Source organism: Streptomyces sp. NPDC007162, from assembly GCF_040634175.1.
Classification (GTDB): Bacteria; Actinomycetota; Actinomycetes; order Streptomycetales; family Streptomycetaceae; genus Streptomyces.
In genome coordinates this window covers 1-10,149 of the sequence record NZ_JBEYFC010000334.1, presented here as the reverse complement: position 1 = coordinate 10,149, position 10,149 = coordinate 1, and the positions used below count along the sequence as shown (strand labels likewise).

Below are 10,149 nucleotides of genomic sequence, written 5' to 3'. Positions count from 1 at the left end.
GCGCTGGCGTTCGGTATCGGCACCTCCCAGGTGGAGCACGTGCTGGCCACCCAGACGCTGCCGCTGGCCCGACCGAAGACCATGGCCATCACGGTCGACGGCGAGCTGCCCGAGGGCGTCACCGCCAAGGACCTGATCCTGGCGATCATCGCCAGGATCGGTACGGGCGGCGGCCAGGGCTACATCCTGGAGTACCGCGGCTCCGCCATCGAGAAGCTCTCGATGGAGGCCCGCATGACCATCTGCAACATGTCGATCGAGGCCGGCGCCCGCGCGGGCATGATCGCCCCCGACGAGACCACCTTCGCGTACATCAAGGGCCGTGCCCACGCCCCCGAGGGCGCGGACTGGGACGCGGCGGTCGAGTACTGGAAGACGCTGCGGACGGACGAGGACGCGGTCTTCGACGCCGAGGTCCGCATCGACGCCGCCGCCCTCTCGCCGTTCGTCACCTGGGGCACCAACCCGGGCCAGGGCGCCCCGCTTTCGGCGGACGTCCCCGACCCGGCTTCGTACGAAGACGCTTCGGAGCGCCTCGCCGCCGAAAAGGCCCTGGAGTACATGGGGTTGGAGGCCGGCCAGCCGCTGCGCTCCATCAGCGTGGACACCGTCTTCGTAGGCTCCTGCACCAACGGCCGGATCGAGGACCTGCGCGCCGCCGCGGACATCCTCAAGGACCGGAAAGTCGCCGAGGGCGTACGGATGCTGGTCGTCCCCGGCTCCGCGCGGGTCGGTCTGCAGGCCGTCTCCGAGGGCCTGGACGTGGTCTTCAAGGAGGCCGGCGCCGAATGGCGGCACGCGGGCTGCTCGATGTGCCTCGGCATGAACCCCGACCAGCTGGCTCCGGGTGAGCGCTCGGCCTCCACGTCGAACCGCAACTTCGAGGGCCGGCAGGGCAAGGGTGGCCGCACCCACCTGGTGTCGCCGCAGGTCGCGGCCGCGACCGCCGTCCTGGGCCACCTGGCCTCCCCGGCCGACCTGTCCGACGTTCGTACGCCCGCTGGAGTCTGATCAGCCATGGAAGCATTCACCACGCACACCGGCCGGGCCGTCCCGCTGCGCCGCTCCAACGTCGACACCGACCAGATCATCCCTGCTCACTGGCTCAAGAAGGTGACCCGGGACGGCTTCGAGGACGGGCTGTTCGAGGCCTGGCGCAAGGACGAGAACTTCATCCTCAACCGCCCCGAGCGGCAGGGCGCCAGCGTCCTGGTCGCCGGCCCCGACTTCGGCACCGGCTCCTCCCGCGAGCACGCCGTGTGGGCGCTGCAGAACTACGGCTTCAAGACCGTGATCTCCTCCCGCTTCGCCGACATCTTCCGGGGCAACTCGCTGAAGAACGGCCTGCTCACGGTGGTCCTGGACCAGAAGATCGTGGAGGCGCTGCAGGAGCTCTCGGAGAACGACCCCGAGGCCGAGATCACCGTCGACCTGGAGAAGCGCGAGGTGCGCGCCGAGGGCGTCACCGCCTCCTTCGAGCTGGACGAGAACTCCCGCTGGCGCCTGCTGAACGGGCTGGACGACATCTCCATCACCCTCCAGAGCGAGGCTGACATCGCCGCGTACGAGGCCAAGCGGCCGTCGTACAAGCCGCGGACGCTCCAGGTCTGACCCGTGGCCCGGTTCGGGCCTGATCACCACATCTGAACACGGCTGGTTTCAGCCATCGCGTGACCCCGCCTGTACCCCCGATCGCCACGATTGGGGGTACAGCCATGTCTGCACCCGAACGGACGCTCGCGTTGTCGCAGGTCTTGCCAACTTCCCACGTTAGGGCTGATGTTGTGGGGGTAGGTGAGTGCTGTGTCCGGGGCTTGCGCAAGTGCCCGGAAGGCCATTTGAGGCGGTAGTTGCCCCCTGCGCAGGCGACAACTCGCCCCAGATGGCACAATCTGTGCATGGAACACGACGGCCAACTCCAGCTCTATGCGGCGGTCGCGGGCCAACTGAAGGAAGCGCACACAGCAGTGCGCGCACTGCAAGTCCCGGAGGGCGTACGGATGGCGCTGACCCGGAAGCTGCTGGTCATTACGGCCGCGGCCAAGCACGACATCGCCGATGCGGCAAGGCGACTCGAGCGGTTCAACGCCGACCTCGAAGCGGGTCGATTCCCGCAAGAGGAAGGCTGACCGGACCCTGCGAGACGGCCGAGTCCGTTGCGGCACAAGGGTGATAAGCCCGTTTCGTGTTTGATTTGCGGTATATATCTGCCTAACGTGCGAAAAAGCTTGAACACTTTCGTTCTGGCGATGTCTCCGAAGGGGAAGACGTGAACAAGGCGCAGCTCGTAGAAGCGATTGCCGACAAGATGGGCGGCCGCCAGCAGGCGGCCGACGCTGTCGACCATGTCCTGGACGCCATCGTCCGCGCGGTCGTCGCGGGTGAGCGGGTCTCGGTCACCGGCTTCGGGTCCTTCGAGAAGGTGGACCGTCCCGCCCGCTACGCCCGCAATCCCCAGACGGGCGAGCGGGTTCGGGTCAAGAAGACCTCCGTGCCGCGCTTCCGCGCCGGTCAGGGCTTCAAGGACCTGGTGAGCGGCTCCAAGAAGCTCCCCCGCGGCGGTGAGGTCTCGGTCAAGAAGGCGCCCAAGGGCAGCCTGACCGGCGCCGCTTCCGCGACGGTCAAGAAGGCGGCGGCGAAGAAGACCACCGCCAAGAAGACGACGGGCGCGGCCAGGAAGACCACGGCCGCCGCGAAGAAGACGACGGCGAAGAAGACCACGGGGGCGGCGGCCGCCAAGAAGACCACGGCGACGGCGAAGAAGACGACCGCGAAGAAGACCACGGCGACGGCGAAGAAGACCGCGGCGAAGAAGGCCCCGGCCAAGAAGGTCACCGCCAAGAAGGCGCCGGCCAAGAAGTCGACCGCGCGGAAGGCCACCGCCAAGAAGACCGCGACTCGCTAGGCGTTCGCTTCGGCGGCGCGCTCGGGATACTCACGCGACGGGCCGGATTCCCCTGGGGAGTCCGGCCCGCGGTGTTTTCTCGGGTGGGTTGCGTTGTGCGGGGCGCCTTCGCCTCAGAACGTCTGAAGCGTCACCAGGGTGATCCGGAGGTCCGCACCCGTCCCCTCGGTCTCGATGCGTACCCTCTGGCCCGGCCTGAGCAGGCGCAGACCGCCCGCCTCGAAGGCGGGGCCGTCGAAGGGGACCGGGGTTCCGTCGTCCAGGAGCACCTGGCCGCTGCGGGTCTCGGGGTCGTACGTGTATGCGGTCGCCTGCATGGGCGCAGCCTACTGGTCCGGGATCAGCAGGCGGGCCGCCACCGTCGCCGTGCGTGGGCCCACGCCCAGGGCCAGGGCGCTGCGCAGGTCCGCGCCGGTGTCCACGTCCTGGCGTACCGAGTCGACCTCGGCGACCCGCAGCTCCACGGCTCCGGAGGCGGCGTGCCGGGCGCGGGAATCCGGGCCGAACGCGGGCGCCAATTCACTGCCGGGTATCGCCGCCAGCAGAGTGGTGCCGATTGCCGCCGCGTCCGGAAGAAAAGCCCGCGGGAATTCCGCGGCCGAGTCGAGTACCCGGGACAATTCCAGCGGACGCAACGCGGGCAGATCCGCGTTCAGGGCCGCCACGGGGCTTTCCGGACGCGATGCGCGTACGACGGCCGCCCCGTGCCTGAGGGCGGCGTTCAGGCCGCCCTGCGGCGTGTCGGGGACGATGCGCGCGCCCAGCGCCGAGAGCTCGCGCCCGGCCAGCGGATCGACCGTGACGACCACCACATCCTTCACGGCCTGGCAGGCCAGGGCCGCCGCCACCGTGTCCTGGGCGAACGCGAGGGCCAGCGACGGGCGCACCCCGTCCGCCGCGGTGTCCGCGAGCCTGCTCTTGGCCCGGGCCAGAGGCTTGAGCGGAATGACCAAGGTCCACTGCACCGATGTACCGTCCCTCCCTCGTTGCCTCATTGTCACCCGGGCCCACCGGGTGTCCGCGACACCGAGGCGTACGGTGTTCTCGACAGACCGGCGGGCCGGGGCCACACTTCTTCCCGATCCCGGACCGGGAGGAAGTCCTAGAGGAAGGTGTCCGCGTGCCCCGCCGGAGAATCGGCTTCTGGTACCGCTTCGCTGCGGTGCTCTGCAAACCGCCGCTGGTGGTTCTGATCAAGCGGGACTGGCGCGGAATGGACAACATTCCGGCCGAGGGCGGATTTATCACCGCGGTGAACCACAATTCTCACATCGACCCCTTCGCCTACGCCCACTATCAGTACAACAGTGGCCGCGTTCCGCGATTCCTGGCGAAGAGCGGGCTTTTCAAGAAGGGATTTGTCGGCGCCGCCATGCGGGGCACGGGACAGATCCCCGTCTACCGGGAGTCCACCGACGCGCTCAGCGCCTTCCGGGCCGCGATCGACGCCGTGGAACGCGGCGAGTGCGTCGCCTTCTACCCAGAGGGAACGATCACGCGCGACCCGGACCAGTGGCCCATGACCGGCAAGACCGGTGCCGCCCGCGTCGCCCTGCAGACCAGGTGCCCGGTGATCCCGGTCGCCCAGTGGGGCGCCAACGAACTGCTCCCGCCGTACGCGAAGAAGCTCAACCTGCTGCCCCGCAAGACGCACCACGTCCTCGCCGGTCCGCCGGTCGACCTCACCCGCTTCTACGGCAAGGAGATGACCCAGGACGTCCTCAGGGAGGCGACCGAGGTCATCATGGCGGCCATCACGCGGCAGCTGGAGGAGATCCGCGGCGAGAAGGCCCCCGAGACCCCCTACGATCCTCGCCAGGTGCGGATCGAGCAGCGGCGCCGGGCGCGTGCGCAGAGCGGTCTGGAAGAGGAGAGCGGCAAGTGAGCAAGCCTGCCAAGGCGGCGGTGTTCAGCGCGGGTTCGTGGGGTACGGCCTTCGGGATGGTGCTCGCCGACGCCGGGTGCGAGGTCACCCTGTGGGCGCGGCGCGCGGAGGTCGCGGAGGCGATCAACTCCGGCCGTACCAACCCCGACTACCTGCCGGGCGTGGAACTCCCCGAGAACCTCCGGGCCACGACCGACCCCGCCGAGGCGGCCGCCGGCGCCGACTTCACGTTCCTGTCGGTGCCGTCCCAGACCATGCGGGCCAACCTCGCCGACTGGACGCCGCTGCTCGCGCCGGAGACGATTCTCGTGTCCCTGATGAAGGGCGTCGAACTCGGTACCGCCATGCGGATGAGCGAGGTCATCGACGACGTGACCAAGGTCGGCGGGGACCGCATCGCCGTCGTCACCGGGCCCAACCTCGCCCGGGAGATCGCGGCCCGGATGCCGGCCGCAGCCGTGGTCGCCTGCACCGACGAGACGGTGGCCCGGCGCCTCCAGGCGGCCTGTCACACACCGTACTTCCGCCCCTACACCGAGACCGACGTGGTCGGCTGCGAGCTGGGCGGTGCCGTGAAGAACGTCATCGGCCTCGCCGTGGGCATCGCGGACGGCATGGGACTCGGCGACAACGCCAAGGGCTCGCTCATCACCCGCGGCCTCGCGGAGACCGCCCGGCTGGGCATGGCGCTCGGCGCGGACCCGTTGACCTTCTCCGGACTCGCGGGCCTCGGCGACCTGGTGGCCACCTGTTCCTCGCCGCTGTCCCGCAACCACACCTTCGGCACCAACCTCGGCAAGGGCATGACCCTGGAGGAGACCGTCGCGGTCACCAGGCAGACCGCCGAAGGCGTCAAGTCCTGCGAGTCCGTGGCCGATCTGGCCCGCAGGCACGGCGTGGAGATGCCGATCACCGAGACCGTCGTGGACATCGTGCACGAGGGCAAGCCGCCGGTGGTCGCCCTCAAGGAGCTGATGTCGCGCAGCGCGAAGCCCGAGCGACGCTGAGCCACGGCACGCGACGGACGCTGTCTCGGGGCCCTGCCTCCGGGTACTCTCAACGCGATATGAGCACCGAGAACCTCCCCCAGAGCCCTGAGCAGCCCGCTCGCAAGCCGCGTGTGGCCGTCGTGTTCGGCGGTCGCAGCTCCGAGCACGGGATCTCCACGGTCACCGCAGGCGCCGTACTCGCCGCCATCGACCGGACGAAGTACGACGTCCTGCCGATCGGCATCACCCGGGAAGGCCGCTGGGTGCTCACGGCCGACGAACCGGAACGCATGGCGATCGCCGACCGCCGCACCCCGGAGGTCGGCGACCTCGCCGAGTCCACCGAGGGCGGTGTCGTCCTCCCGGTCGACCCGGCCAGCCGCGAGGTCGTCTACAGCGAGCCCGGCTCGGTGCCCAAGGCGCTCGGCGAGGTCGACGTGGTCTTCCCGATGCTGCACGGCCCCTACGGCGAGGACGGCACCCTCCAGGGCCTCCTGGAGCTCTCCGGCGTCCCCTACGTCGGCTCGGGCGTGCTCGCCTCGGCCGTCGGCCAGGACAAGGAGTACATGAAGCGGGTGTTCACCTCCTTCGGGCTCAAGGTCGGCCCGTACCTGGTGATCCGCCCCCGCGAGTGGAAGCAGGACGAGTCCGCCGCCCGCAAGCGGATCGTCGACTTCGCCGGCGAGCACGGCTGGCCGCTGTTCGTGAAGCCCGCGCGCGCGGGCTCGTCGATCGGCATCACCAAGGTCGACGACCTGGCGGGCCTGGACGAGGCGATCGCCGAGGCCCAGTCCCACGACCCGAAGATCCTCGTCGAGGCGGCGCTGCGGGGCCGTGAGATCGAGGTCGGCGTCCTGGAGTTCGAGGACGGCCCGCGCGCCTCGGTCCCGGCGGAGATCCCGCCGGCCGCCGCGCACGCGTACTACGACTTCGAGGCCAAGTACATCGACTCCACCCCCGGTGTCGTCCCGGCCCCGCTGACCCCGCAGGAGACGACCGAGATCCAGGCGCTCGCGGTGGACGCCTTCGAGGCCGCGTCCTGCGAGGGCCTGGTCCGCGCCGACTTCTTCCTCACCGAGGACGGCGACTTCGTCATCAACGAGATCAACACGATGCCGGGCTTCACCCCGATCTCGATGTACCCGCAGATGTGGCAGGCGACGGGTGTCAGCTACCCCGACCTCATCGACCGCCTGATCCAGGCGGCCCTGAGCCGTTCGACAGGGCTTCGCTGAAGCGCCCGACGGCGCCTAGTCGGCGATCCCCTCAGGCACCGCTTCCTTGATGGCAGGCGCCAGGCTCACCAACGGCGCCATGCCATCCCCCGTCCGCTTCGCCGGAATCGTCACCTCGACATACGCCTTCCGCAACGTGGTGGTGAACCGGAACGACTTGTCGGCCCGCTGCTCCAGCAGCCACCCCACCCCGTTCACCTCCACCCCGTCCGCTTCCGGGTCGGCCATCTTCGCGGGCCGCGGAACACCGCACCGCAGTATGATCGCCGGGTCGCCGCCCCAGCCGGCGGTCAGCGGAGAGGCCGGTTCCGGATCACGCCGGCCCAGCTTGTCAACCTTCGTCGGCAGCGCCCGGTCAAGGCGGTCGCAGAGCTTCACGACCGCCGCGCCCGGACTGGGAACCGCCGCCGACGGGGCGTCGTCTGCTGATGAGCAGCCCGCGGTCGCGATCACCAACGCGGCGAGCGCGGACAGACCGAATGGCCGGTGACGGAAGAAGTTCACCGGCCAAGGGTAGACGGGGGCTACAGATGGACCACCGGGCAGGTCAGGGTGCGCGTGATGCCGTCCACCTGCTGGACCTTCGCGACCACCATCCGACCGAGTTCGTCGACTGTCTCGGCCTGCGCGCGCACGATGACGTCATACGGTCCTGTCACATCCTCGGCCTGGATCACTCCGGGGATCTTGCTGATCGTCTCGGCGACGGTCGACGCTTTGCCGACCTCCGTCTGGATCAGGATGTACGCCTGTACCACGGAACCTCCAGGGCGGCCACGAGGATCATGTGGGGAAAAGGAACGCCACGGTATCGCGTCGCCGCTCACCGCGGGGAGACCTGCGCGGACAGGGGCTTGCGCGCCAGGGTGCAGGCACGGCAGAAGTTGACGGTCACCTCGACCGTATCCAGGACGACGGTGACGCGCGAGCGGGCACGGCACGGCACAGAAGGGGCGCAAGGGCAATGAAGGGCACTGTTGGTGAGCTCGGGGAGTTCGGGCTCATCAGGGAGCTCACCTCCCGTCTCACCACCACTCCGGCGGTCCGGGTCGGCCCCGGCGACGACGCCGCGGTGGTCGCCGCGCCCGACCGCCGGGTCGTGGCGAGCACCGACATCCTGCTGGAGGGCCGGCACTTCCGCCGCGACTGGTCCACTGCCTACGACGTGGGCCGCAAGGCCGCCGCCCAGAACCTCGCGGACATCGCCGCCATGGGCGCCGTGCCGACCGCGCTGCTGCTCGGCCTGGTCGTCCCCGCCGAACTGCCCGTGACCTGGCCCAGCGAGCTGATGGACGGCATCCGGGACGAGTGCCAGGTGGCCGGCGCCTCGGTGGTCGGCGGGGATGTCGTACGCGGGGACACGATCATGGTGTCCATCACCGCGCTCGGCGACCTGCGCAACCAGGAGCCGGTCACCCGGGCCGGCGCCCAGCCCGGCGACCTGGTGGCCGTCACGGGCTGGCTGGGCTGGTCCGCGGCCGGCTACGCGGTGCTCTCCCGGGGCTTCCGGTCGCCCCGCGCCTTCGTGGAGGCCCACCGCCGCCCCGAGCCGCCGTACCACGCGGGCCCGGCGGCCGCCGGCCTCGGCGCCACCGCGATGTGCGACGTGAGCGACGGGCTGATCGCCGACCTCGGGCACATCGCGGAGGCCAGCAAGGTCCGTATCGACATCCGGTCCGGCGCGATCGACGTCCCCACCCAGATGAACGACATCGGGCAGGCCGTCGGCGTCGACCCCATCCAGTGGGTGCTGACCGGAGGCGAGGACCACGCGATCGTGGCGACCTTCCCGCCGGACGTGAAACTGCCCGCCCGCTGGAAGGTGATCGGCGAGGTCCTCAACCCGTCCGCGCTGCCCCAGGTCACCGTCGACGGGGCGCCCTGGACCCGCAAGGGCGGCTGGGACCACTTCGGGGACATCGAGTCATGAGCCTCCCGCGCGTCCTGACCGTCGCGGGCTCCGACTCCGGCGGCGGGGCCGGGATCCAGGCCGACCTGAAGACGATGCTGGCGCTCGGCGTGCACGGCATGAGCGTGGTCACCGCGGTCACCGCGCAGAACTCCGTCGGCGTCCAGGGCGCCTGGGAGCTGCCGGTGGCGGCGGTGCGCGCCCAGTACCGCGCCGTCGTGGACGACATCGGCGTGGACGCGGTGAAGACCGGCATGCTCGCCTCGGCGGAACTGGTCGAGGCGGTGTCCGAGTTGATCGCCGGGACCGGGGTGCCCACGGTCGTGGACCCGGTGGGCGTCTCCAAGCACGGTGACCCCCTCATCGCCGCCTCCGCCCTGGACTCGGTCCGCACCAAGCTGCTCCCGGTCGCCACCGTGGCCACCCCGAACCTCGACGAGGTGGCCCAACTCACCGGGGTCCGCGTCGAGTCGGAGGACGGTCTGCGACGGGCCGCGGCCGCCGTGCTGTCGTACGGACCGGAGTGGGTGCTGATCAAGGGCGGCCATCTGCCGGGCGACGCCGTCGACCTGCTCACAAACGGCACGGACGAACATCTGCTGCGCGCCCCCCGGCACGACAACCGGCACACGCACGGCACGGGCTGCACCCTCGCCTCCGCGATCGCCGCCCAGCTGGCGAGGGGACGATCCGTGCCGGAGGCGGTGGCGGCGGCCAAGGAGTACGTCACCGGGGCGATCGCGGCCGGGTTCGCGCTGGGCGCCGGGATCGGGCCCGTGGACCACGGCTGGGCCCTCAGAACGGGTACTCCCGCAGCTTGATGCCGGTGGCCGCCTTCTCGGTCGGCCTCTTGAAGAAGCGGTGCCGACGACGGACCCCGGCGCCTCGGCCGCGTCCACGAGCTCCAGGTCGCCGGCCGGGCCGCGGCCGGAATTTCCGGGCACGGCAAAAAGCCGGCCCACCTCACGGTGGACCGGCTCTGTGCAGCGAACCAGCGGTGGCCGCGCGCTCAGCGACAGTGCGTCAGCGCGAGACCTTGCCGGCCTTGATGCACGAGGTGCAGGCGTTCAGGCGCTTAGGCGTCCCGCCGACCACGGTACGCACGCGCTGGATGTTCGGGTTCCAGCGACGGGACGTACGGCGGTGCGAAAACGAGATGCTGTTGCCGAAGCCCGGCCCCTTGCCACAGACGTCGCAGTTGGCAGCCACGGGTCACTCCAAAGACT

Annotated in this window: 14 protein-coding genes; 9 read left to right on the top strand and 5 right to left on the bottom strand. The window is 70.3% G+C overall.

Annotated elements, in window-relative coordinates; translation table 11 throughout:
- The 4 genes from ABZ646_RS30920 to ABZ646_RS30905 all read left to right on the top strand — a co-directional run.
- Positions 1-1,011: 3-isopropylmalate dehydratase large subunit (locus ABZ646_RS30920; protein WP_360526009.1), on the top strand; the 1,011-nt coding region annotated here is incomplete at its 5' end.
- A 6-nt stretch (positions 1,012-1,017) separates the two neighbouring features.
- Positions 1,018-1,611, top strand: coding sequence for a 3-isopropylmalate dehydratase small subunit (leuD, locus tag ABZ646_RS30915; RefSeq protein WP_360526006.1), 594 nt, complete (start codon positions 1,018-1,020; stop codon positions 1,609-1,611).
- Between the two features lie 287 nt (positions 1,612-1,898).
- Positions 1,899-2,129, top strand: a complete 231-nt coding sequence (locus tag ABZ646_RS30910) for a hypothetical protein (RefSeq protein WP_360526003.1) — start codon at positions 1,899-1,901, stop codon at positions 2,127-2,129.
- A 140-nt stretch (positions 2,130-2,269) separates the two neighbouring features.
- Positions 2,270-2,905 (top strand): HU family DNA-binding protein, encoded by a 636-nt coding sequence (locus ABZ646_RS30905; protein WP_360526000.1) that lies wholly within the window; start codon positions 2,270-2,272, stop codon positions 2,903-2,905.
- A gap of 113 nt (positions 2,906-3,018) precedes the next feature.
- Here ABZ646_RS30905 and ABZ646_RS30900 read toward each other — a convergent pair whose 3' ends face one another.
- Both ABZ646_RS30900 and cofC read right to left on the bottom strand, forming a co-directional pair.
- Positions 3,019-3,222, bottom strand: coding sequence for a hypothetical protein (locus ABZ646_RS30900; RefSeq protein ID WP_360525997.1), 204 nt, complete (start codon positions 3,220-3,222; stop codon positions 3,019-3,021).
- Positions 3,223-3,231: 9 nt separating this feature from the next.
- Entirely contained in the window at positions 3,232-3,870 is a 639-nt protein-coding gene (gene cofC / locus ABZ646_RS30895) for a 2-phospho-L-lactate guanylyltransferase (RefSeq protein ID WP_360525994.1), read from the bottom strand.
- A gap of 155 nt (positions 3,871-4,025) precedes the next feature.
- Between cofC and ABZ646_RS30890 the strand changes: the two genes are divergently transcribed.
- The 3 genes from ABZ646_RS30890 to ABZ646_RS30880 are packed head-to-tail and all read left to right on the top strand — an operon-like array spanning position 4,026 to position 7,014.
- Positions 4,026-4,790 carry a 1-acyl-sn-glycerol-3-phosphate acyltransferase gene (locus tag ABZ646_RS30890; protein WP_360525991.1) on the top strand — a complete coding sequence of 255 codons (765 nt, stop codon included), beginning with the start codon at positions 4,026-4,028 and terminating at the stop codon, positions 4,788-4,790.
- Positions 4,787-5,797 (top strand): NAD(P)H-dependent glycerol-3-phosphate dehydrogenase, encoded by a 1,011-nt coding sequence (locus ABZ646_RS30885; protein WP_360525988.1) that lies wholly within the window; start codon positions 4,787-4,789, stop codon positions 5,795-5,797. Before ABZ646_RS30890 ends, ABZ646_RS30885 begins: the two co-directional genes overlap by 4 nt.
- A 59-nt stretch (positions 5,798-5,856) precedes the next feature.
- A complete protein-coding gene (locus ABZ646_RS30880; protein ID WP_360525985.1) occupies positions 5,857-7,014 on the top strand; it encodes a D-alanine--D-alanine ligase family protein in 1,158 nt (385 codons plus the stop codon).
- A 15-nt stretch (positions 7,015-7,029) separates the two neighbouring features.
- Here ABZ646_RS30880 and ABZ646_RS30875 read toward each other — a convergent pair whose 3' ends face one another.
- On the bottom strand, positions 7,030-7,518 hold the full coding sequence (locus ABZ646_RS30875) for a DUF3515 domain-containing protein (protein ID WP_360525982.1): 489 nt from the start codon (positions 7,516-7,518) through the stop codon (positions 7,030-7,032).
- A 20-nt stretch (positions 7,519-7,538) separates the two neighbouring features.
- Complete coding sequence (locus ABZ646_RS30870; RefSeq protein WP_101400883.1) at positions 7,539-7,772, bottom strand: Lrp/AsnC ligand binding domain-containing protein; 234 nt, start codon at positions 7,770-7,772, stop codon at positions 7,539-7,541.
- 206 nt (positions 7,773-7,978) lie between these two features.
- Between ABZ646_RS30870 and ABZ646_RS30865 the strand changes: the two genes are divergently transcribed.
- Positions 7,979-8,944: a thiamine-phosphate kinase gene (locus ABZ646_RS30865; RefSeq protein WP_360525979.1), complete on the top strand. Its 966-nt coding sequence runs from the start codon at positions 7,979-7,981 to the stop codon at positions 8,942-8,944.
- The gene (gene thiD, locus ABZ646_RS30860; RefSeq protein ID WP_360525976.1) at positions 8,941-9,744 is read left to right on the top strand and encodes a bifunctional hydroxymethylpyrimidine kinase/phosphomethylpyrimidine kinase; all 804 of its coding nucleotides are present in this window, start codon (positions 8,941-8,943) and stop codon (positions 9,742-9,744) included. The genes ABZ646_RS30865 and thiD overlap by 4 nt, the downstream gene beginning before the upstream one ends.
- A 202-nt stretch (positions 9,745-9,946) precedes the next feature.
- On the opposite strand, the gene rpmB is transcribed toward thiD, so the two are convergent.
- Positions 9,947-10,132, bottom strand: coding sequence for a 50S ribosomal protein L28 (gene rpmB, locus ABZ646_RS30855; protein ID WP_360525973.1), 186 nt, complete (start codon positions 10,130-10,132; stop codon positions 9,947-9,949).
- Positions 10,133-10,149: the final 17 nt, after the last annotated feature.

Bases quoted from the DNA above. Each gene is read 5' to 3' on its own strand.
- leuD (WP_360526006.1), top strand. From the start codon at position 1,018: ATGGAAGCATTCACCACGCACACCGGCCGGGCCGTCCCGCTGCGCCGC.
- ABZ646_RS30910 (WP_360526003.1), top strand. From the start codon at position 1,899: ATGGAACACGACGGCCAACTCCAGCTCTATGCGGCGGTCGCGGGCCAA.
- ABZ646_RS30900 (WP_360525997.1), bottom strand. From the start codon at position 3,222: ATGCAGGCGACCGCATACACGTACGACCCCGAGACCCGCAGCGGCCAG.
- ABZ646_RS30880 (WP_360525985.1), top strand. From the start codon at position 5,857: ATGAGCACCGAGAACCTCCCCCAGAGCCCTGAGCAGCCCGCTCGCAAG.
- ABZ646_RS30865 (WP_360525979.1), top strand. From the start codon at position 7,979: ATGAAGGGCACTGTTGGTGAGCTCGGGGAGTTCGGGCTCATCAGGGAG.
- thiD (WP_360525976.1), top strand. From the start codon at position 8,941: ATGAGCCTCCCGCGCGTCCTGACCGTCGCGGGCTCCGACTCCGGCGGC.